The sequence below is a fragment of the Salipiger sp. PrR007 genome (genome assembly GCF_010499845.1).
GTDB classification, from domain to species: domain Bacteria; phylum Pseudomonadota; class Alphaproteobacteria; order Rhodobacterales; family Rhodobacteraceae; genus Salipiger; species Salipiger pacificus_A.
In genome coordinates this window covers 1-21,721 of sequence record NZ_JAAGOZ010000032.1, presented here as the reverse complement: position 1 = coordinate 21,721, position 21,721 = coordinate 1, and the positions used below count along the sequence as shown (strand labels likewise).

Sequence of the window (21,721 nt, the reverse complement as noted above, 5' to 3'; positions counted from 1 at the left end):
TAAGGCTGCCGTGACCGCGCGTCTGTTTTCCTTCGCCGCTCCGCGCGCTAGGCTCTGCTGCGACAACCGTGCAAGGAGCCACGTGATGAAACTGCTGCAGGCCGGACCCTCCCCCTTTGTCCGCAAGGTGCTTGTCACCCTGCACGAGACGGGCCAGTTCGATCAGGTCGAACAGGTGATGGTCGAAGCCTCGCCCGTCACCCCCGATCCGGCGCTGATCGCCGCGAACCCGGTGGGCAAGATCCCGGCGCTCGTGCGTCCGGACGGGCCGACGCTCTACGACAGCCGGGTGATCTGCCGCTTCCTCGACGCGCGCGCCGGCGGCGGGCTCTATCCCGAGAGCCGCATCTGGGACACGCTGGTGCTCGAGGCCACGGCCGACGGGATCATGGATGCCGCCGTGCTGATCGTCTACGAAGAGCGCTTCCGCGCCCGCGAGATGGTCTCGATGGAGTGGATCGAGGGCCAATGGGGCAAGGTCGCGCGCGCGCTCGACGCGCTCGAGACGCGCTGGATGAGCCACCTCGCCGGGCGCATGGACATCGGGCATATCGCCGTGGCCTGCGCGCTTGGATACCTCGACTTCCGCCATGACGCGCGCAAGTGGCGGGTTGGACGCCCGGCGCTCACCGCGTGGTACGACGGTTTTGCCAAGCGCGAGTCGATGGTGGCCACCGACCCCACGTCCTGAGCGGCTTTGCCCCGGCGCGGCCGCAAAACCCTTGCACGCAGGGCCGCTTCGGCTTAGCTGCCTGCACCCGAGAATTCCAAGCCCAGAAGGAACTTCCCCATGCGGATGCGCGACACCTTCATCAAGCCGATGCACCCCGAGGGGCGCAAGTTCGTCGGCATCTTCGCCGCGATCACCCTGGTGCTGTTCCTGATCTGGGATCCCCTGGGCTGGATCGGTGTCGGCCTGACCGTCTGGTGCTACTACTTCTTCCGCGACCCCGAGCGCGTGGTGCCGCAGCGCCCCGGCCTGCTGGTCTCGCCCGCCGACGGCGTGGTCTCGCTGATCGAGCCCGCCGTGCCGCCCGCCGAGCTGGGGATGCCGGACGTCCCGATGACCCGCGTGTCGGTCTTCATGTCGGTGTTCAACTGCCACGTGAACCGCACCCCGGTGACCGGCGAGATCGTTTCGGTCGCCTATCGCCCCGGCAAGTTCTTCAACGCCTCGCTCGACAAGGCCTCGGTGGACAACGAGCGCAACGCGCTGCGCATCCGCCTCGAGGACGGGCGCGAGATCGCCGTGGTGCAGATCGCGGGCCTCGTGGCGCGCCGCATCATGTGGTGGGTCAAGGAGGGCGACTGGCTCAACCGCGGCGATCGCTTCGGCCTGATCCGCTTCGGGTCGCGTCTCGATGTCTACCTGCCTGAGGGGGTGGAGCCTCTGGTTGCCATCGGCCAGACCATGGTCGCGGGCGAGAGCATCATTGCCAACCTGACGCCTGATCTCGGGAGCCCGCTGAATGAATGACGAGCAGCCGATCGAGGATCCGAAGGCCCGCGCCGCCGAGAAGGTGACGCTGATCCAGCTCCTGCCCAACGTGCTGACCGTTGTGGCCATCTGCGCCGGACTGACAGCGATCCGCTTCGGACTGCAGGGCTCCTACGAGCTGGCGGTGCAGCTGATCCTGCTGGCGGCGGTGCTCGACGGGCTCGACGGCCGCCTTGCCCGCGCGCTGAAGTCCGAGAGCGGCATGGGCGCCGAGCTCGACAGCCTCGCGGACTTCCTGAACTTCGGCGTCGCCCCGGGACTGCTGATCTACAACTGGGCGCTCGAGGACAGCCGCAACTTTGGCTGGATCGCGGTGCTGGTCTTCGCCGTCTGCGCGGTGGTGCGTCTGGCTCGCTTCAACGTCATGCGCAAGTCCGAGGACAAGGCGCATGACAACGCCTATTTCACCGGCGTGCCGTCGCCTGCGGGCGCTCTGCTGGCGATGCTGCCGATGTACCTCAGCTTCGGGCTCGGGGCCGGGCCGCTGTTCCCGGACCTCGTGCTGGCCGCCTGGCTGGTGCTGTCGGGGCTCGCGATGATCAGCCGCATCCCGACATGGTCGTTCAAGACCACCCGCATCTCGCGGCAGAACGTGAAATACGTGCTGGTCGGGGTCGCCTTTGTCGGCGCCGCCGTACTGACCTACGCCTGGATCAGCCTTGCGCTGGTCTGCGTCGCCTATGTGGCGGCGGTGATCATCATGCTGCCGCGCAAGCGGCGCACGAGTTGAGGAGAGCCGCTATGTCGGACGAGGAATGGGTTTACGACGAGGCAAGCGGCGAGTGGAAGCCCGCCTCGGACGTCGCCGCAGAGGCCGTGATCGAGGTGCGCGACGCGGCAGGGACCCTGCTCGCCGACGGTGACCAGGTCGTGCTGGTCAAGGACCTCAAGGTGAAGGGCGCAGGGCAGACGCTGAAGCAGGGCACGGTGATCCGCTCGATCCGGCTGACCGACAACCCCGAGGAGATCGATTGCCGGCATGACACCATCAAGGGTCTCGTGCTGCGCACCGAGTTCGTCAAGAAGCGCTGACGCCCGAGCGGTGGTGGCAAAAGAAAAGCGCTCCCCGAGGGGAGCGCTTTGTCGTTCCGGACGGTCCGCGGCTCAGAATTTCATCGAGACGCCGACGTTCAGCGCGTTGGTCTTGATGTCGGTTTCCAGCGTGCCGCCCTCGTCGAGATCGGCCTCGTTCCACGAGTAGGTGAACTGGTATTCGCCGTAGACCGACCAGGTGTCGTTGATCGGGTAGCTCACGCCGGCCAGAAGCCGCGCCGCCGGGCCGGTGTACTGGTACTCGAAGGTGTCATCGGAGCCATCGGTGGTGGCCACCTCGACGTGCGGCACCGCGATGCCGAGACCGGCGCCGACGAATGGCGTCAGCTTGCCCCAATGCTCGGGCCAGCGCTGCATGGCGTTCACGGTCAGGATGTTGATCCCGTCGGTGAATTCCAGCGTCTCGAAACCGGCATCGTCGCGATCGTCCTCGTTGGCGTAGACCTTGGCGTGGGTGAACTCGAGCGCCCAGCCGAAGGTGGCGCTCTGCCACCATGTGCCGCGGATACCCCAGTAGGGCGGCATCTCGAAGGACTTGCCTTCCCAGCCGATGAGCTCGTCAAAGCTGTCGCCGGTGCCGGGCATGTCGCCCGAGATGCGGCTGTGCGGGGCGGTCTGCCAGCCGGTGTAGACCGATGCTTCGAAATCCTGCGCGAAGGCGGGGGCGGCAAGCCCGGTGGCAATCAGCGCGGTTGGCAGAATCAGGGCTCTCATGGCCGTGGCTCCCTCGGGTAAAGTTCGTTAAAGGATTTGCGTCTTAACTGCCTAATATCTTCCGTCTGCACCGCGTTTCAACCGCGACACATCGGCACTCCCTTCAATGTAGCTGTTATGTTTGCTTTACGGACGTAGGGTGGGTCGGTAATACAACGAACGGAAATGCTGCGTTCCTGCGCGGCTTTATCTGCGTGTCGGCCGGCCGCGAACCCGGCCAATGAGGAATGGAGAAGACCCCGTGTCACAAGCAGAAGATCACGAAGGCACCCGAAGAGATTTTCTCTTCTACGCCACCGGCGGTGCCGGCGTAGTCGCCACTGGCGCGGCCGTCTGGCCGCTGGTCAACCAGATGAACCCGTCGGCCGACGTCCGGGCCCTGAGCACCATTCGAGTTGACGTGTCCGGAGTGGAGACCGGCACCCAGCTCACGGTGAAATGGCTGGGCAAGCCGGTGTTCATTCGCCGCCGGACCGAAGCGGAAATCGAGGAAGCCCGCGCGGTCACCATGGACCAGCTCGTCGATACCGAGGCCCGGAACGAAAATGTCGCGGCAGGTGCCGACGCCACCGACCAGAACCGCACCCTCGACGAGGCCGGCGAATGGCTGGTGATGATGGGCGTTTGTACGCATCTGGGCTGCGTGCCTCTGGGCAATGCCGGTGACTTCACTGCGGGCGGCGTGGGGGGCTGGTTCTGCCCCTGTCACGGGTCGCACTACGACACCGCAGGCCGCATCCGCAAGGGTCCGGCGCCGCAGAACCTTCACGTTCCCGTGGCTTCCTTCGTGGAAGAAACCACGGTCCTGCTGGGATAAGGGGAGGCGTCCATGGCTGGTATTCCGCACGACCACTACGAACCGAAGACAGGCGGCGAGCGCTGGGTGCACAAGCGCCTGCCGATCGTCGGTCTTCTCTATGACACCATCATGATCCCCACGCCCAAGAACCTGAATTGGATGTGGATCTGGGGGATCGTTCTGACCTTCTGCCTCGCGCTGCAGATCATCACCGGCATCGTCCTGGTGATGCACTACACGCCGCATGTCGACCTGGCCTTCGCCTCGGTCGAGCACATCATGCGCGACGTGAACGGCGGCTTCATGCTGCGCTACCTGCACGCCAACGGCGCCTCGCTGTTCTTCGTGGCAGTCTACGCGCATATCTTCCGCGGGCTCTACTACGGCTCGTACAAGGCCCCGCGCGAGATCACCTGGATCATCGGCATGCTGATCTACCTCGCGATGATGGGCACCGCCTTCATGGGCTACGTGCTTCCCTGGGGGCAGATGTCCTTCTGGGGTGCGACGGTGATCACCGGCCTGTTCGGCGCGATTCCCTTCATCGGCGAGCCGATCCAGACCTGGCTCCTCGGCGGGCCGGCGGTGGACAATGCCACGCTGAACCGCTTCTTCTCGCTGCACTACCTGCTGCCCTTCGTGATCGCGGCCCTCGTCGCCGTGCACATCTGGGCCTTCCACACCACGGGCAACAACAACCCCACCGGTGTTGAAGTGCGCCGCACCTCGAAGGCCGACGCCGAGAAGGATACCGTTCCGTTCTGGCCCTACTACGTGATCAAGGATCTCTTCGCCCTGGCGGTGATCCTGGCCGTGTTCTTCGCCATCGTCGGCTTCATGCCGAACTACCTCGGCCACCCCGACAACTACATCGAGGCGAACCCGCTGGCGACGCCGGCGCACATCGTGCCCGAATGGTACTTCCTGCCGTTCTACGCGATCCTGCGCGCCTTTACCTCGGAAGTCTGGGTGGTGCAGATTGCATCCTTCCTGACCGGCGGCATCGTCGACGCGAAGTTCTTCGGCGTGCTGGCGATGTTCGGCGCGATCATCGCCATGGCGCTGGCGCCCTGGCTCGACACCTCCTCGGTGCGCTCGGGCAAGTACCGTCCGCAGTTCAAGTGGTGGTTCTGGCTGCTGGTGATCGACTTTATCGCGCTGATGTGGCTCGGTGCCATGCCGGCCGAAGAACCCTACGCCAGCTTCTCGCTGATCGGCGCGGCCTACTGGTTCGGCTACTTCTTCGTCATCCTGCCGCTGCTCGGCGTGATCGAGAAGCCGCTGCCGACCCCCGCGACCATCGAGGAAGACTTCGAGGCGCATTACGGCACGTCCTCGGACAAGGGCGCGACCGCGTCGCACCCGGCCGAGTAAGAAAGGACTTGAGGACCATGTTCAAGAAACTCACCCTTTCCGCCGTCGCGGCCCTGGGTCTCTTCACCGGCGGCGCCTTCGCTGCCGGCGAGGGGGGCCATGTCGAAGACTATGACTTCTCCTTCGAGGGTCCCTTCGGGGCCTACGACCAGGCGCAGCTTCAGCGCGGCCTGCAGATCTTCACCGAGGTCTGCTCGGCCTGCCACGGCCTGAAGTTCGTGCCGCTGCGCACCCTTGGTGACGAAGGCGGCCCCGGCCTGCCCGAGGACCAGGTGCGCGCCTATGCGGCGCAGAACTTCGAGGTCTACGACGACGAGCTCGAGGATTTCCGGCCGGCGATCCCGACCGACCACTTCCCCGAGAACACCGGCGTCGGCGCGCCCGACCTGTCGCTGATGGCCAAGGCGCGTGCGGGCTTCCATGGCCCCTACGGCACCGGCCTGTCGCAGCTTTTCAACGGTATGGGCGGCGCGGAGTACATCGCCTCGATCCTCACCGGCTACACCGGCGAGACCAAGGTCGAAGCGGGCACCACCTTCTATGAAAACCATGCCTTCTCGACCGGCTGGATCGCCATGGCCCCGCCGCTCGCGGGCGAGGACGTGGAATTCGCCGACGGGCACTCGAACGAGCTGCACCACGAGGCACAGGATGTGGCGGCCTTCCTTATGTGGACCGCCGAGCCGAAGATGATGGCGCGCAAGCACGCGGGCTTCGTCGGGGTTCTGTTCCTGACGCTGCTGTCGGTGCTGCTGTACCTGACCAACAAGCGCATCTGGCGCCCGATCAAGCACAAGCCGGAGTGAGCCTCGGCTGACGCGAAACAGAAGGCCCCGCCGTTTGGCGGGGCCTTTTGATTCGGAATCGCTGCCAAGCCACCCGGCTCGGGCTGCACTACTGGCCCAGATAGGCCCGCAGCGCCTCCGGAGGGGCGTCGAACAGCGCCTGCGTCTCGACCGGGGGATGGGCGACACCCTCGGCGACCAGCACCGTTTCCTCGGCAAAGCGCCGGGCGTCCTGCGGGTCGTGGCTGACCAGCAGCACCAGCGCGCCGAGTTCGCCGGCCACCTCCTGCACCAGATCGAGCATCTGCACCTTCAGCGCCGGTCCCAGCGCGGCAAAGGGCTCGTCGAGGGCGAGGATGGGCCGGGCCTGCAACAGAACCCGCGCCAGCGCGGCCCGGCTCTGCTGCCCGCCCGAGAGCGCGCCCGGCTTGCGTTCCGAGAGGCCGCCGAGGCCCACGCGCTCCAGCGCCGACTCGAGCTTGCGCGCCTCCTCCGTCGTCAGCCGCCCGCCGCCGGGGCGCAGGGCCAGGCCAAGGTTCCGGGCAAGGTTCAGGTGCGGGAAGAGGTTGTTCTCCTGAAAAAGCATCGCCACGGGGCGCCGGTCGGGCGGGGTGGCGGTGATGTCCTGCCCCCGCCAGAGCAGGCGACCGTACTTTGTCGCAAGGAACCCTGCGATCAGGTCGAGCAAAGTCGATTTGCCCGCGCCAGAGGGGCCGATGATCGCCACCCGGCGCCCGGGCGCGAGAGAGAAGTTCGCCGAGAGGCTGTAGTCGCCCTCGGTGAAGCGCAGATTTTCAAGCGTCAGCATTGGCGCGGCCTCCCCGGTCGCAGAGCCAGAAGGCCCCGAAGCTGAAGATCAGCAGGAGCAGCGCCGCCCCCGCCGCTGCCTCCATCTGGTAGGAGCCCATCAGCCGGTAGACCTGCAGGGGCAGGGTCGCCCGCTCGGGGTCGGCAAAAAGCGCGATGACGCCGAGATCGCCGATCGACAGCGCTGCAGTCAGACCCGCGGCAAAGCCCAGCGGGCGGCGCAGGCGGGGCAGCAGCACCAGCCGGATCCAGGCCAGCGGCGTCAGCCCGAGCGCCTGCGCGAGCCGCGCATAGTCGGCGCGCACCGCCTCGGCCTCGGGGCGCAGGATGCGCAGGGCGAAGGGCAGGGCGACGAGCGCGTTGACCAGCGTGGTGACCGGCAGCGCCAGCGACAGCGGGTTGACGAAGGGGCGCACGATGAGGAAGAGCCCGGTGCCCAGCACCAGCGGCGAGACCGCGAGACCGACGAGCCCCATCCATTCGCCCCAGCGGGTCGAGAGGGGCAGCGCCCAGGCCAAACAGAGCAGCGTCGAGACCAGCGCCACGGCAAGCGAGTTCCACGCGGCCTCCCACGAGCCCGTGCCAAGCTGCGCCAGCCCGGGCAGGCCGCGCGCGACAACCATCCCGAGCGGCGCCAGTAGGAAAAGCGCGGCGAGGGCGATCCATACGGCATCCATGACGCGGGACAGGCCCGTGCGCCCGTCCCAGCGGGTGACCATCCGGTCGAGCCCCGCCCCGAAGCCGCCGCCGGTGCCGAGCCTCAGGGCCACCAGCCCGGCCGCCAGCGCGAGGCCGAGCTGGATCACCGAGAGCAGCGCCGCCCGGCCGAGGTCGAAGTCGAAGCGCGCCGCCTGGTAGATTGCCAGTTCCACCGTCGTGGCGCGCGGCCCGCCGCCCAGCGTCAGCGCCACGGCAAAGCTCGACAGGCAGATGACGAAGATCACCGCGAAGGCCCCGGGCGCGATGCGTAGCAGCATGGGGGCTTCCAGCGTGCGGAACATGGCCCGGGGCGAGAGGCCCAGCGAAGCGGCAAGCCGGAAGCGCTCGGCGGGGATCGCCAGCCAGCCCTGCAGCAGCAGCCGGGTCGCGAGCGGCAGGTTGAAGAAGACATGCGCCAGCAGCACACCGTGCAGCCCGTAGATGCTGAAGCCCTTCAGGCCGAGCGCCCGCAGGGTGCCGTTGATCAGGCCGTTCTGGCCGAAGACCGCGATCAGCCCCAGCACCGCGACGATGGTCGGCAGGATAAAGGGCGCACCCAGCAGCGAGATCAGCAGCCCGCGCCCCGGGAAGCGCCGCCGGGCCAGCGCGCGGGCGACCGGGATCGCCAGCGCCACCGAGAAGGCAGCCGAGAGCAGCGATTGCCAGAGCGTGAAGCGCAGCGCCTGCCAGTCGCCGGGGCCGAGCGTGCCCCAGCCTCCGGCGCGGGCCAGCACCGCGGCGACCGGGCCGAGCACCAGGGCCAGCACCAGCCCTGCCGCGATCAGCGCGGCGCTTATTGCGAGAGGCCGCGACGCCATGCCTCGATGGCCTCGTCGCGCAGCGCGGCGGCCTCGTCCTCGGAGTAGAACAGCACCTTGCTCGGCAGCTCGAGCTCCTTGAACCCCTCGGGCCACTCATCATGCGGCAGGGCCGCGGGGAAGGACCAGTTGCCGGTGGCGATCATCTGCTGGAAATCGGGGGTCAGGAGGAATTCCATGAACTCTTGCGCCAGCTCGGGTTGGTCGCTGGTGGCCACTTTCGCGGCCAGCTCGACCATGAAGTAGTTGCCCTCGGGGAAGATCAGCGCCTTCTTGCTGTGATCGTCCTCGGCGATGATGTGATAGGCGGGCGAGGTGGTGTAGCTCAGCACCATGTCGGCCTCGCCGTCGGTGAAGAGCCCGTAGCTTTCCGACCATCCCTTGGTGACGGTCAGGATCTTCGGGGCGAACTTGCGCCAGGCGTCCTCGGCCCTATCGCCGTAGATGGATTGCACCCAGAGCGCCATGGCAAGGCCCGAGATCGAGCTGCGCGGGTCCTGAATGACGATCTTCAGATCGTTTGGCGCGTCAAGCAGCGCGTCGAAGCTCTGCGGCGGCTCAGGCAAACGGCTGCTGTCGTAGACGAAGGCCGTCTCGCCGTAGTTGTACGGAAGGAAGGTGTCGTCGGTCCAGTCGATCGGCAGGGTCAGCGGCGAGAGGTCCACGCCATGCGGCGCGAAGAGGCCGCTCTCGCGCGCCCTCTTGGTCACGTCGGTGTTGAGGCCGAAGACCACGTCGGCCTCGGTCCGCTCCCCCTCGAGCAGCAGGCGCGGCAGCAGGTCGCCGGGCTTGAACTGCAGGTCGCAGCCGCAGCGCGCCTCGAACATCTCCTCGATCTTCGGGCCGGGACCCCACTCCGAGACGACGTAGTCGCCGGCGTAGACGGTCAGAACGGGCTCCTGCGCCAGCGCCGTGCTGGCAAAGAGACATCCCGCTGCAAAACTGATGGCCTTCATGGCATCCTCCAAATTTGCGGCGAGAGGGCAAGATGGGCCGAGGGGCGCTGCGCCCGGGGCCGTGACCTTCCCTCCGCCGGTGTTAACCGGGTCAGGTTCAACGGGTTCGCGATTTGCATCTCAGCCGGCGCTTGCGCGGGCGGCACCCCGAGGTAGCGCAAGACCTAGCCGGGGTGGGGGCGTCTGGCAAGGTCATTCGCCTCGGGCCCGGCCATGCGCGACCTCGGGGTGCGGCGAGACAATTCCCTTGAGGCATGGGCCGCTCTGGCCTAACAGACTGGCCTGAACGGCGAGCCCGCGGCGCGGGCTTTCGCAAGCTTGCACCCGGACGGCACGACACAGGAGACCCGACCATGAGCCTCAACACCTTCGGCCATCTCTTCCGCGTGACCACCTGGGGCGAGAGCCACGGACCGGCACTTGGTGCCACGGTGGACGGCTGCCCGCCGGGCGTGCCGATCGACGAGGCGGCGCTGCAGAATTGGCTCGACCTGCGCAAGCCGGGGCAGAACAAGTACACCACCCAGCGGCGCGAGCCCGACGCGGTGAAGATTCTTTCGGGCGTGTTCGAAGGGCAGACCACCGGCACGCCGGTGCAGCTGATGATCGAGAACACCGACCAGCGTTCAAAGGACTATTCCGAGATCGCGGCGAAGTTCCGACCGGGCCATGCCGACATCACCTACTTCCAGAAATACGGCATCCGCGACTATCGCGGCGGCGGCCGCTCCTCGGCGCGCGAGACCGCGGCGCGGGTGGCGGCGGGCGGTCTGGCGCGCGCGGCGCTGGCCGAACTGGCACCGGGGCTGCAGATCACCGGCTACATGGTGCAGATGGGCCCGCAAGCCATCGACCGGTCGCGCTTCGACTGGGAGGAGATCGCCCGCAACCCGTTCTGGTGCCCGGATGCCGAGGCGGCCGAGGGCTGGGCGGACTACCTCGACGGGCTGCGTAAATCCGGGGACAGCGTCGGTGCGGTGATCGAGGTGACGGCGCGCGGCGTGCCGGCCGGGCTGGGTGCGCCGATCTACGGCAAGCTCGACACCGATCTCGCGGCGGCGATGATGTCGATCAACGCGGTGAAGGCGGTGGAAATCGGCGAAGGCATGGCGGCGGCCACGCTGACCGGCACCCTGAACGCCGACGAGATCACCATGGGGCCGGACGGGCCGGTTTACAGCTCGAACCACGCGGGCGGCATTCTTGGCGGGATTTCCACGGGTCAGGACGTGGTGGTGCGCTTCGCGGTGAAGCCGACCTCGTCGATCCTGACCCCGCGCAAGACGGTGACAGAGAGCGGCGAGGAGACGGAGATCGTCACCAAGGGGCGGCATGACCCGTGCGTCGGTATCCGCGCGGTGCCGGTGGGCGAGGCAATGATGGCCTGCGTGATCCTTGATCACCTGTTGCTGCATCGCGGCCAGATCGGCGCGAACCGCGGGCATATCGGCTGAGCCCAGGCGACGACGATCTGGCTTTGTATCCCTGCGGGCGTGACTGCCGCCCCAGCGATGTGACGCAGCCTGGCGAAGGTGCGCCATCACCCCCGCGTCAGCTGCGGCCATTCTGAGGAGCGGCGCCGTGGGCCGGCGCGCGGCACCTCAGAACTCTTCCCAGCTCACGTCATCCCCGGCCCCCGCCCTCGCAGGCGCGGGCGTGGCCGGGCCCACGCTCGGCGGCGCGGGCTCGAAGTTCTCGATCGGCACCGCCAGCGGGGTGACTTCGGAGCTGTCGGAGAGTTCCGCGCCCGAGAAGCGGTTGAGTTGCGACAGCAGACGGTCGGCTTCGCTGTTGAGCTGGTCGCTGGCGGTGCTCGTCTCGCCGACCATGGCGGCGTTCTGCTGGGTGACCTTGTCGAGTTCCGCCACGCCGACGTTGATCTCTTGCAGGCCGGCGGCCTGTTCCTTGGCGGCGGTGGCGATCTCGGCGACAAGTTCGGAGACCTCGCTCACATTGCGCACGATGTCAGAGAGCGCCGTGCCCGTCTGTTCCACGAGTTGACCGCCATCCTTGACCTGTTGCGAGCTATTTGACACCAGCGCCTTGATTTCCCGTGCGGATTCCGACGCGCGTTGTGCCAGGGACCGGACCTCGGAGGCGACCACGGAAAAGCCCTTGCCCGACTCGCCGGCGCGGGCTGCCTCGACCCCGGCGTTGAGCGCCAGGAGGTTGGTTTGGAAGGCAATATCGTCGATGACGCCGATGATCTGGGTGATCTGGTCGGAGGAGGCGGCGATGGAGCCCATGGCCGCGAGTGCCTTCTCCATGACCGCGCCGCCCTCTTCGGCGCGGCGGCGGCCCTCTCCGACGCGGCGGTCGGCGTCCTCGGCGCGGTCGGCGGCGGCGCGGACGCTGGAGGAGAGCTGCTCCAGCGCGGCGGCGGATTCCTCGAGCGTGGCGGCTTGCACCTCGGAGCGGCGCGACATGTCGCGGGACATGTTGGACAGTTCCTTGGAGTTGCGCTGCACCGTATCAGCGGAGGCCCGCAGCGAGCTGACCAAAGTGCCGATTCCCTCGGAGAGCGCGTTGAAATCTTCGCAGAGCTGAACCGCGCTGTGATCGAGGCTGCGCCACTCTTCGGCGTCGAGCCGGTGGCTGGCATCCCCGCGCGAGAGGTTTCCCATAGCGGTGCCGAGGGCCTGGAACAAGCCGAGGCGGCGGTCGTTGGCCGCGCGTTCCTGGGCGCTGCTCTCGTCGGCCTGGAGCAGGCGGCCGCGCAACTCTTCGAGGTTGCGGGCGATAGAGCCGGCCTCGTCGCCGCGCGTCTGACCCTCGATCTCGGCCGCGTAGTCGCCCTGGGCGATGCGCTGGACCGCGCCGGCGGCGGTCTGGAACGGGCGGGCGAGCAGCTTGCCGAAGCCGATGATGCACACGAGCGACAGGGCCACTGCCACAGCATTGGCGCCGACCAGCATGAAGAGCCCGGTGTCCACCGCCTCGGTGGCCTGCTCCTCGGCGCGTTTGGCGAGGAGGTGAAGCTCGGTGCGCATGGCGGAAACTTCCTGCCGCGCCTTGTCGATGGTGGGCAGCAGGACCGAGCTGATGTGGGTGTCGCGTTCGAAGATGGTGAACCCGGGGATCGTCAGCGTGTCGATCTGCGGAACCAGCCCCTTCGCCAAGGAGGCGACCGCCTGGAGCCGGGTCTGGAAATCCGGGCGCCGGGCCTCGGGGGAGGCGGGGTTCATGAAGGCGTCGGCATTATCATCCACCAATGTCTGTATCGACAGAAGGTTGGCGCGGAGCTGGTCGAGCGGTTCGGTGCCGCCATGTTCGTAGTGCAGGATCGCCAGGCCGGAGTGATCGATCTGCGACTGCACGGTGTTCAGAACGGCGTTCTGGCGCCGAAGATCACTGCCGAAATCGAGGCTGTTTGACATGCGCATCTGGATAAAGCCCGAGGCCAGGGCGAGCGCCAGCGTCAGCAGCATGAAGACCGATCCTAGGATCAGCAATTGTACGCGGATGGTGAACCTGCTCATGACCCATTCCTGCTTGAGACATGGCGCTCGGCGCGCCGGACATGTCTTCGCTAGCAGCGCGGGGTAAACAAACCCTTCGTACTGCCGCAGATTGCAGCGAATTCGATCCGTTTCCCGCAGGAGCCCGTCGGAAGTGCAGGCGCCCCCGCAGGGGTCTGCGGAGGCGCCGAGGGTGGCCGGAGCTTGGCAAGCCTGCCGGGGCAGCCCTTACATGTTGCCGCCGAGCAGGGCCGCGTTGCCGCCGGAGGCGGTGGTGTCGATGCAGACGTGGCGTTCGGCGCGGGCATGCCCCTTGTCCGGCGCGCCGGTGATCAGCGTCAGGATCGGCCCCTCGCGCCCGGCCAGCGCCTGACGATAGGCCGCGGCTTCGCTGGCTCCCCCCCACCAAAGCGCCGCCGAGATGCCCTTGAGCGTGGCCAGCACCTGCGGCGCGATCTTGCCATGGGCAGTGACCGCCACGCCGCCGAGGGCGCGGATCGCCTCGGCCTGCGCCGCGGCAGCCTCCGGCCCCGGACCCATGCAGAGCACGGGCTCGCGTGCCAGCGTCATGTATTGGTTGGCCTCGCCGGTTGGACCGGGCAGGTCCTTGCGCTCGGGCTGCGGCGCGCAGCCGGCACTGCGCAGCGCCTCTTCGAGGCGCGCCGGGATCTCGTCGGTGCCCCAGTTCGTGCCCGCCTGCGGCGCCGGGTGGGCGCGGAAGCGGTCGACGTAAAGCGGACCGCCCGCCTTGGGCCCGGTGCCCGAGAGCCCCTCGCCGCCGAAGGGCTGGCTGCCGACGATGGCGCCGATCTGGTTGCGGTTGACGTAGATGTTGCCGGCGTGGACGCGCTCGGTGACGTGCTGCACGCGGTCATCGATGCGGGTCTGCAGGCCGAATGTCAGCCCATAGCCGCGGTCGTTGATCGCGTCGATCACCGCGTCCAGCTCGAACGCCCGGAAGGTGGCGAGGTGCAGGACCGGGCCAAAGATCTCGCGCTCCAGTTCGTCGATGCCGCCGACCTTGATCAGCGTGGGCGCAACGAAATGGCCCTCGGAGGGGACGGCGATCTCGTGCAGGAGGCGGCCTTCGCTCCGGGCGGTCTCGACATGGGCGAGGATGCCCTGCTTGGCCTCTGCGTCGATCACCGGGCCGAGGTCGGTCGAAAGATGCCACGGCGCGCCGGGCTTCAGCACGTCCATCGCGCCCATCAGCATCTCGGTGAAATGCGGGGCGATGTCCTCCTGCACATAGAGGCAACGCAGGGCCGAGCAGCGCTGGCCTGCCGACTGGAACGCCGATTCGACGATGGCGCGCACGGCTTGCTCGGGCAGGGCGGTGCTGTCGACGATCATCGCGTTGAGACCGCCGGTCTCGGCGATGAAGGGGGTGCCGGGAGCAAGGTGCCTGGCGATCGACTTGTGGATGATCTGCGCGGTTTCGGTCGAGCCGGTGAAGGCGACGCCCTTCACCGCCGGGTTCGAGGTCAGCGCGGCGCCGACCTCTCCGGCACCCGGCAGCAGCTGCAGGGCGGAGGCGGGCACGCCGGCCTCATGCAGCAGCTGCACGGCGCGGTGCGCGATCAGCGAGGTTTGCTCGGCGGGCTTGGCGAGCACGGCGTTGCCAGCCGCCAGCGCGGCGGAGAGCTGGCCGGTGAAGATCGCCAGCGGGAAGTTCCACGGGCTGATGCAGGCGAAGACGCCCTGCGGCGCGGCCCCCTCCGCGCGGGCGGCGTAGTAGCGCAGGAAGTCCACCGCCTCGCGCAGCTCGGCGACGGCGTCGAGCTGGGTCTTGCCGGCCTCGCGGGCGAGCAGGGCGAAGAACTCGCCGAAGTGCTGCTCATAGAGGTCCGCGGCCTTGTTCAAGATCGCGGCGCGCTCTTGCGGCGCGGCGCTCCACGGCTGGGCGGCGGCGGCGGCGGCGGCCACGGTCTCGGCGCTGGACCAGGTGATCTCGCCAGTCTTGGTGAGGCTTGCGGGGTTCAGCACGTCCTCGGTCGCGCCCATGGGGGCAGGGGCGGCGAGCAGCGGGCCGGCCTTCCAGATCGTCGCCTCGAAGGGCGCACGGGCGGCCTCGACGCGGGCGATCGTCGGACGGTCCGTCAGATCGAAGCCCTCGGAGTTGGCGCGCTCGGGCTGGAACAGCTCGGGGCCGCGGGCGAGGGTGCGGGAGTCCTCGGCGGTGAAGGGGTCGGCGGCGACCTCCTCGGGCGGCACGCTCTCGTCGACGATCTGGTTGACGAAGGAGCTGTTGGCACCGTTCTCCAGCAGGCGGCGGACGAGATAGGCCAGAAGGTCGCGGTGCGCACCGACAGGCGCATAGATGCGGCAGCGGGTCTTTTCCTGCTCGTGGACGATCTCGTGCAGGCGCTCGCCCATGCCGTGCAGGCGCTGAAACTCGAAGCTGTCGCGGTCATCGCCGGCCATCTCGAGGATCGCGGCCACCGTGTGGGCGTTGTGCCCGGCAAACTGCGGGTAGATGCGGTCGGTCATGCCCAGCAACTTGCGGGCGTTGGCGATGTAGGAAATGTCGGTGTTGTGCTTGGCGGTGAAGACCGGGAAGTCGGTCAGGCCCATGACCTGCGCACGCTTGATCTCGCTGTCCCAATAGGCGCCCTTCACCAGCCGCACCATGATCTTGCGGTCGAGCCGCTTGGCGGTCTCGTAGAGCCAGTCGAGGGTCTGGCTCGCGCGCTTGCCATAGGCTTGCACCACCACGCCGAAGCCGTCCCAGCCGGCCAGAGAGGGGGAGGCCAGCGCCGCCTCGATCACGTCGAGCGAGATGGCGAGGCGGTCGGCCTCCTCGGCGTCGATATTGAGGCCGATCTTCGCCTTGGCGGCCATTTCGCAGAGCTCGACGAGGCGCGGCACGAGCACTCGCATGACGTCGTCATGTTGGCCTTCCTCGTAGCGCGCGTAGAGCGCCGAGAGCTTGACCGAGATGCCGGGGTTGTCGCGCAGGTCGTCGGTTTCGGCCGCCGTGCCGATGGCTCGGATTGCGTCGGCATAGGCCTTGAAGTAGCGCAATGCGTCGGGTTCGGTGCGGGCGGCTTCTCCCAGCATGTCGTAGCTGTAGGTGTAGCCCTTCGCTTCCATCTGCGCGCCGCGCTTCATGGCGCTCTGGATGGTCTCGCCCAGCACGAACTGCGCGCCCATTTCCTTCATCGCGCGGCTGACCGCCTTGCGGATCACCGGCTCGCCCAGACGGCGCACGGCCGAGCGCAGGTGGCCGACCGGGCCGGGGCGCTGGTTCGGGTCGAGCACCTTGCCGGTCAGCAGCAGGGCCCAGGTCGAGGCGTTGACCAGCGGCGAGGTCGAGCGACCCATGTGCTTGCCCCAGTCCGAGGGAGCGATCTTGTCCTCGATCAGCGCGTCGATGGTTTCGGCATCCGGCACCCGCAGCAGCGCCTCGGCGAGGCACATCAGCGCGATGCCCTCGTCGGTCGAGAGGCCGTATTCGGCGAGGAAGACCTCCATCAGCCCGGGCTTGGCGCTGGCGCGGATGGCGCGGACCAGATCGGCGCCGCGCGCGTTGATCTTCGCACGGTCCCCTTCGGTCAGCGCGGCGAGATTGCGCAGCCGCGCGATGGTCCGGGCCTCATCGGCGTAGGTCGCGGCATCCATCTCGGCGCGCAGGTCGGGCAGGGGGTCGTAGGGCATGGTGATCTCCAGACGTTTGCCCTATGATACTGCAGGTTCGAAAGTCGATTTTCCTGAAGATGGTATTTCTGAAAGGCAGGTTCTCCGAAGATGATGGAAGTCACGATGCAAAACGTCACGGATGACTTTGACCGGTTCGATCGTGCGATTCTCACCACCCTCGCCGAGGAGGGGCGGCTGTCGATCACCGAACTCGCCAAGCGCATTGGCCTGTCCAAAAGCCCGACCCAAGCGCGTTTGCGGCGGCTCGAGGATCTTGGCGTGATCCGCGGCTACCGGGCCATCCTTGACCCGATCCAGCTCGGGCTCGACCACGTCGCCTTCGTCGAGGTGCGCATGTCCGACACCCGGGAAACCTCGCTCGAGGCCTTCAACAAGGCGGTTACGGCGATCCCCGAGATTGAGCAAGTGCATTTGATTGCCGGGAGTTTCGACTATCTTCTCAAGGTGCGGACCTCGGACATGCGCAGCTACCGGCGGGTTCTGGCCGAAAAGCTCTCGACCCTGCCGCATGTCTCGACCACGTCGACCTATGTCGCCATGCAGGCCGTCAAAGAGGACGGGCTGGCGGAGATCGCCGACTGACGCAGGTCGCGCCGCCTCGGACCCTGGCGCGCCGAGAGGAGGAGGAGTTTGGTATGATGATACGTTGGATGGTCGCGGCGCTGGTGGTCGTGTCCGGCGCCCCGGTCTTGGCGCAGTCCTCCGTGGACAGCTTGCCGGTGCACGTCGGCCTCGATTGCGGAGGCGCGGCGCTGGCGATGGTTCTCGAGGGGGACAGCGGCCGGCTCTTCTACAGCGGCGCCGAGATGCCCATGGCCCGGTCCCGCAGCGCGTCGGGGGTCAAATTCGACTCCGTCGACGACCCCGAGACCTATGTCTGGACCAAGGGCGACGAGGCGACGGTGCGGATCGCCGGCGCGGTTCTCGAGGCCTGCCGCGTGGATCGCGTATCGCGCGTCACAGGCGGCCCGTGGCAGGTCGCGCTGCTGGATGACGAGCCCCTCGAGGGCGGGCCGGTCGAGCTGAGCTTCGGCGCGGATGGCGCACTGTCGGGGGCCCTCGGCTGCGGCCATCTCGCGGGCAACTGGAGCGCCGGAGACGATGGCGTGGTCCGCATGGAGGTCACGGCGGAAGGCGGGGAGAGCTGCGCGCCCGAGGAGGCGGCCCGGCGGGATTCCATGATCGCGGCGCTGCGCGCGGTGACCGGGGTCGGGTTCACCTCGGACGGGGCGCTGGAGCTGCGCGCAGGTGACGTGGCGCGCCTCGTCGCAAGGCCCTGACAAGAGGGTCTGGTCAACCGCGGCTCGATGCGGCAGACAGGACGCGGGCCCGCGTGGTGGAATGGTAGACACAGGGGACTTAAAATCCCTAGCCGCATGGCGTGCCGGTTCGAGTCCGGCCGCGGGTACCAAAAATCTTCCCAAAGCATTGTTTTGCATCGGCTTTTGTCCATAGGCAGCCGAGGCGTAGTACATGTTGGAGTACAAATCCGCACCGTTTACCTTCCGCAAGGATGGCATCTTCTACTTCGCTCGCAGGGTTCCTTACGATCTCCTGCACCACTATTCGTCCGACAAGATTTCCTACTCTTTGCGGACGAGGTCTTCGTCAGTCGCAGCCGCGAGAGCAACGCAGGCCGCATGCAAGCTTGATGAATACTGGTTTCATCTCCGGTCGCAGGAAGCTGAGCTTCCCGGACGGCACCTTCTGCGTACTGGATTGGCCCGACCCAAGAAGCGTGCTGAGACGGATGCCGTCACCTCCGACGCATTGACCCTCTCCGAGGCTGTGGTGACGTACCTGCGGCAAAAGGGGCAGGGGAAGTCCAAGACTTTCCACAGGGCTGCGGAGCGGTCCTGTGGCTACGTTATCGATGCCTGCGGAGACAAGCCGTTGGCAGATTATAGCAAGAAGGATGCCAACTCCTTTCGAGACGCTTTGATCAAAAAAGGGCTGACTGGATCGAGCATTACTCGTGTTTTCGGGACCGTTCGCTCCGTGTTCAACTTCGCGGCGAGTGAAGAGGGCCTCTCGATCATCAATCCGTTCACCAACGTCTACTACGATCGGGAAGCTGGGGTGACTGGGCGGCTTCCGATCCCATTAGACGACATCCGAAAGGTGCAGCAGAAGTGCCAAGAGTTGGATGATGAGCTGCGCTGGTTGGTGGCCATAGTTTCGGACACCGGCATGAGGCTTGCTGAGGCGGCGGGTCTACTTCGCGATGACATCCAAGAGAGTGAAGATGGAATTCTTTTCGTTCGGATTGCCCCTCATCCGTGGAGACGTCTGAAGACAAAAGGCAGTGAACGTTCAGTTCCGCTGGTGGGGGTTGCGGAATGGGCCGCTCGACGCTTGATGGCTACTAGAGCGTCGGGAGAATTTGCCTTTCCGAGGTATAATAAGTGTGGATCGACAAATGCGAACTCGGCCAGTGCTGCCTTGAATAAGTGGATCAAGCTATTAGTGCATGAAAGTGTGAGCATGCATAGCTTTAGGCACTCGATGCGAGATCGCCTCCGGTTAGTTGAGTGTCCTTCTGATATTGCGGATCAAATAGGTGGTTGGCAGCCGGATAGTATTGGTCAGAGTTATGGTCGTGGATATCCTCTTTCCGTTTTGGAGAAGTGGATGAAGTTAACTGCGTAGATTATTGCAATTAGTTTGGAAATCTGGTATAATCTGAAGGGAAATTGTTAAAAAATGCATAGCTGAAATGGAGAAAGGTGGTTGTGGAATGGGTTCTGATGCTGAGCCGCCCACGGTGTTTTCGCTCTATTGGGCTAGACTTCCCAGTCATATCGATCCATATGCGGAGGGGTATATCGGAATAACTTCGGTCGGGTTAAAGGAGAGAAAGAAGGCACACTTCAAGAGCAAGAAGCGCCACCACTTCAAGAACGCGTTGAACAAGTATAAGTCCAAAGTCATTTGGGAGCTGCTCCACGAAGGTCTTTCGCAAGCAGAAGCCCTTCGCCTTGAAGGCGAATATCGCCCTCGGAATAATATTGGTTGGAATTCGATTCAGGGTGGTCTCTTGGGCGTCAGTGCAGACTGGTATGGCGACGACGCCAATAGCGAAGTTCATAGGTTGAGGACCGCTGAAGCTACCAAGATCGCAATCGCACAAAAAGACACTCCAGAGGCTCGTTCCCGCCGAGCAAAGGACATCTGGGATAGGCCTAAATATCGCGAAAAACGTGAAGGAATGTTCGCGGGGGAGAATAACCCACAGTTCGGAAAGTACGGCGCTGAACATCCTGCATGGGGACATCGCAAAACTGAGGAAGTCAGGCGAGCGATCTCGGAAGCAAACCGTGGCAAATCATTGTCTCCAGAGACCCGCGCGAAGCTTTCCAAAGCAAGAGTCGAGAAGTACGCCGATCAAAAAGCGGCGCGGTTGGCTCGTCTCGAGAAGGAGCGAGAGCAGAAAAAAATTCACCGCAAGGAGCTGAAGCGTTCTGGTAAGCTAATGGGCGAGGTGGCGGGGCCTTCAAAAGTGTCGGATGATGATCGTCGTAAAATTTGTACTCGGCGGAGGAACGGCGAAACTTATTTGGCTATTTCTAAGGACTACCCAATTGGACTGACCGGAATCCGTGCAATTTGTGAAGCTTGGGGTCCCCGTAATGGCATCCCTTTTGAACGGAAGATTGGGGCGTCAGAGCTTAAGAAAGTAACTCCCGATGAGATCAAACGAGAAATATGCAATAAGTATGCCGAAGGCCAAACCGCCATTTCGTTGGCTGAAGAGTACAACTTGTCGGTCTCAATGATTTACCGGTACATAGCGGAATGGGGGCCAGACAACGGCATACCTTACGTTAGGCAGGGACGACGGGCGGCAGGAGTGTGAACATCACGCGAAATGTACTACGCCTCGGCTGCCTATGGACAAAAGCCGATGCAAAACAATGCTTTGGGAAGATTTTTGGTACCCGCGGCCGGAGTTGGCTCCGCAGATTTGCGGTTCTACTCCCGTTACAGGCACTTCCGCGATCGTAAGCATCAGCAAAATAAGGGTTATCAGCACCGAGAGTCACAGGTCAACAGGAACGATCTGTACTACGGAATGTACTACGGTTCTGTTCGGTCCTCTGGAGGCGATACGGCAGCTTCTCTTTGGTCGTGTGCAACTTTTGGCTTCCGTACCTGAAAGCACAGAGTGGCTCGTAGAGTTGCGATACTCCTGTCTGCTAGGAGAGTTCATGCGCTGCCTTGGCGCTACCGCTTAGACCAGCTTGTCGGGCATGAAGGTGGGGGCGAGTGCCACCCCGGGGGGTATCCGGTCTCGTATATAGGTGCGATCACGGAAGAGGTCCCGTGTTCGTCAAGTTAGCCCCCGCTCAGAGTGGTGCCTTCTGAGGTCTAATGTGATTGTGAAAGCTGTGACGTGACGAAAGCTGCTTCCAAGGGTGGGAGGCAGTTGATGCACCTAAGTCCTATTAGTATGGGGAAGGGCGGCCCCCAAGGCCGCTCCTGACCCTCTACCCTGATCTAATACCTGCTTCACACGAGGTTTCTAACGTGGTCACAAACTCCCAGAGCCGAGATACCGTACGGGAAGACCGCTACAAGCGCTTCTACCAGATCGTCGACGATATCGCCGGTGAACTCCAAGCCCATGTCTGGCACGGAAGCGGCAAGCCAAAGCGGAAGCTTCGTGGTGACCAGCTTCGGAAGTTGAGGTCTTCTCTCGAGACCCTGATCCGAGACAGCGTTGCTGTGGTCTACCAGCGCAAGAGGAAGGGTGAAGCTTCCATCCAACTCAACGCGAACTGGTATGCTGGCCCCGCCTCTCCTGCGGACCTCAGCTACAACATCCATGTTGAGCGGGCTTATCAGGGGATGCTGGAGCTTGGCTATCTCGAGCAGACCCGAAAGGGAGTCTATGACCGACAGGTTGCCAAGACTGGCCCCAGCCGTAGCAGGCTCACACGGTACAGTGCGACTGATCACCTGATCGACAAGTTTACGGAACGGGAGCAGGAAGTCCTCCCGGTGATCGTACCTCCCGCCCGCGATGACGCTCCCATCCGAGTACGTCTGAAGCACGCCGACAAACCTGATGAACTGTTCCCGGCGGATGATGGCGACGAA

At 65.3% G+C, this 21,721-nt stretch carries 19 protein-coding genes, 1 tRNA gene and 1 riboswitch; of the genes, 13 read left to right on the top strand and 7 right to left on the bottom strand.

Going from position 1 to position 21,721, the window contains the following annotated elements; translation table 11 throughout:
* Positions 1-85: 85 nt before the first annotated feature.
* The 4 genes from G0Q01_RS15065 to G0Q01_RS15050 all read left to right on the top strand — a co-directional run bounded on the left by G0Q01_RS15065 (position 86) and on the right by G0Q01_RS15050 (position 2,530).
* Positions 86-691, top strand: a complete 606-nt coding sequence (locus G0Q01_RS15065) for a glutathione S-transferase (protein WP_164196612.1) — start codon at positions 86-88, stop codon at positions 689-691.
* 99 nt (positions 692-790) lie between these two features.
* Positions 791-1,477: a phosphatidylserine decarboxylase gene (locus G0Q01_RS15060; RefSeq protein WP_164196613.1), complete on the top strand. Its 687-nt coding sequence runs from the start codon at positions 791-793 to the stop codon at positions 1,475-1,477.
* A complete protein-coding gene (gene pssA / locus G0Q01_RS15055; protein ID WP_108967002.1) occupies positions 1,470-2,228 on the top strand; it encodes a CDP-diacylglycerol--serine O-phosphatidyltransferase in 759 nt (252 codons plus the stop codon). Before G0Q01_RS15060 ends, pssA begins: the two co-directional genes overlap by 8 nt.
* An 11-nt stretch (positions 2,229-2,239) precedes the next feature.
* Positions 2,240-2,530, top strand: coding sequence for an alkylphosphonate utilization protein (locus G0Q01_RS15050; protein WP_108967000.1), 291 nt, complete (start codon positions 2,240-2,242; stop codon positions 2,528-2,530).
* Positions 2,531-2,602: 72 nt separating this feature from the next.
* On the opposite strand, the gene G0Q01_RS15045 is transcribed toward G0Q01_RS15050, so the two are convergent.
* Positions 2,603-3,265, bottom strand: a complete 663-nt coding sequence (locus G0Q01_RS15045) for an outer membrane protein (protein WP_108966998.1) — start codon at positions 3,263-3,265, stop codon at positions 2,603-2,605.
* 241 nt (positions 3,266-3,506) lie between these two features.
* Between G0Q01_RS15045 and petA the strand changes: the two genes are divergently transcribed.
* From petA to G0Q01_RS15030, 3 genes are read left to right on the top strand one after another with little or no spacing between them, the layout of a single operon-like run.
* Positions 3,507-4,082, top strand: coding sequence for a ubiquinol-cytochrome c reductase iron-sulfur subunit (petA, locus tag G0Q01_RS15040; RefSeq protein ID WP_108966996.1), 576 nt, complete (start codon positions 3,507-3,509; stop codon positions 4,080-4,082).
* Positions 4,083-4,094: 12 nt separating this feature from the next.
* Positions 4,095-5,438 (top strand): cytochrome b, encoded by a 1,344-nt coding sequence (gene petB, locus G0Q01_RS15035; RefSeq protein ID WP_108966994.1) that lies wholly within the window; start codon positions 4,095-4,097, stop codon positions 5,436-5,438.
* Positions 5,439-5,455: 17 nt separating this feature from the next.
* The gene (locus G0Q01_RS15030) at positions 5,456-6,244 is read left to right on the top strand and encodes a cytochrome c1 (RefSeq protein ID WP_164196614.1); all 789 of its coding nucleotides are present in this window, start codon (positions 5,456-5,458) and stop codon (positions 6,242-6,244) included.
* 88 nt (positions 6,245-6,332) lie between these two features.
* On the opposite strand, the gene G0Q01_RS15025 is transcribed toward G0Q01_RS15030, so the two are convergent.
* From G0Q01_RS15025 to G0Q01_RS15015, 3 genes are read right to left on the bottom strand one after another with little or no spacing between them, the layout of a single operon-like run.
* The gene (locus tag G0Q01_RS15025; protein WP_164196615.1) at positions 6,333-7,031 is read right to left on the bottom strand and encodes an ATP-binding cassette domain-containing protein; all 699 of its coding nucleotides are present in this window, start codon (positions 7,029-7,031) and stop codon (positions 6,333-6,335) included.
* Positions 7,018-8,547, bottom strand: a complete 1,530-nt coding sequence (locus G0Q01_RS15020) for a thiamine/thiamine pyrophosphate ABC transporter permease ThiP (RefSeq protein ID WP_164213599.1) — start codon at positions 8,545-8,547, stop codon at positions 7,018-7,020. The genes G0Q01_RS15025 and G0Q01_RS15020 overlap by 14 nt, the downstream gene beginning before the upstream one ends.
* Positions 8,523-9,503: a thiamine ABC transporter substrate binding subunit gene (locus tag G0Q01_RS15015; RefSeq protein ID WP_164196617.1), complete on the bottom strand. Its 981-nt coding sequence runs from the start codon at positions 9,501-9,503 to the stop codon at positions 8,523-8,525. Before G0Q01_RS15015 ends, G0Q01_RS15020 begins: the two co-directional genes overlap by 25 nt.
* Positions 9,504-9,554: 51 nt before the next feature.
* Positions 9,555-9,663: riboswitch (TPP riboswitch) on the bottom strand.
* A gap of 193 nt (positions 9,664-9,856) precedes the next feature.
* On the opposite strand from G0Q01_RS15015, the gene aroC reads away from it, so the two are divergent.
* Complete coding sequence (gene aroC, locus G0Q01_RS15010; RefSeq protein ID WP_164196618.1) at positions 9,857-10,957, top strand: chorismate synthase; 1,101 nt, start codon at positions 9,857-9,859, stop codon at positions 10,955-10,957.
* Positions 10,958-11,104: 147 nt separating this feature from the next.
* Here the strand turns inward: aroC and G0Q01_RS15005 are convergent, their stop codons facing one another.
* Positions 11,105-12,982, bottom strand: a complete 1,878-nt coding sequence (locus tag G0Q01_RS15005) for a methyl-accepting chemotaxis protein (protein WP_164196619.1) — start codon at positions 12,980-12,982, stop codon at positions 11,105-11,107.
* Between the two features lie 207 nt (positions 12,983-13,189).
* On the bottom strand, positions 13,190-16,618 hold the full coding sequence (gene putA / locus G0Q01_RS15000; protein ID WP_164196620.1) for a bifunctional proline dehydrogenase/L-glutamate gamma-semialdehyde dehydrogenase PutA: 3,429 nt from the start codon (positions 16,616-16,618) through the stop codon (positions 13,190-13,192).
* 105 nt (positions 16,619-16,723) lie between these two features.
* On the opposite strand from putA, the gene G0Q01_RS14995 reads away from it, so the two are divergent.
* The 5 genes from G0Q01_RS14995 to G0Q01_RS14975 all read left to right on the top strand — a co-directional run bounded on the left by G0Q01_RS14995 (position 16,724) and on the right by G0Q01_RS14975 (position 20,477).
* Positions 16,724-17,203 carry an Lrp/AsnC family transcriptional regulator gene (locus tag G0Q01_RS14995; protein WP_108967785.1) on the top strand — a complete coding sequence of 160 codons (480 nt, stop codon included), beginning with the start codon at positions 16,724-16,726 and terminating at the stop codon, positions 17,201-17,203.
* A gap of 53 nt (positions 17,204-17,256) precedes the next feature.
* A complete protein-coding gene (locus G0Q01_RS14990) occupies positions 17,257-17,901 on the top strand; it encodes an META domain-containing protein (RefSeq protein WP_164196621.1) in 645 nt (214 codons plus the stop codon).
* A 47-nt stretch (positions 17,902-17,948) separates the two neighbouring features.
* A tRNA-Leu gene (locus G0Q01_RS14985) sits at positions 17,949-18,032 on the top strand.
* 62 nt (positions 18,033-18,094) lie between these two features.
* Positions 18,095-19,270, top strand: a complete 1,176-nt coding sequence (locus tag G0Q01_RS14980) for a DUF6538 domain-containing protein (protein WP_164196622.1) — start codon at positions 18,095-18,097, stop codon at positions 19,268-19,270.
* 88 nt (positions 19,271-19,358) lie between these two features.
* On the top strand, positions 19,359-20,477 hold the full coding sequence (locus tag G0Q01_RS14975; protein ID WP_164213598.1) for an NUMOD3 domain-containing DNA-binding protein: 1,119 nt from the start codon (positions 19,359-19,361) through the stop codon (positions 20,475-20,477).
* A 653-nt stretch (positions 20,478-21,130) separates the two neighbouring features.
* Here the strand turns inward: G0Q01_RS14975 and G0Q01_RS14970 are convergent.
* On the bottom strand, positions 21,131-21,721 hold a 591-nt coding region (locus G0Q01_RS14970), incomplete at its 5' end, for a hypothetical protein (RefSeq protein ID WP_164191198.1).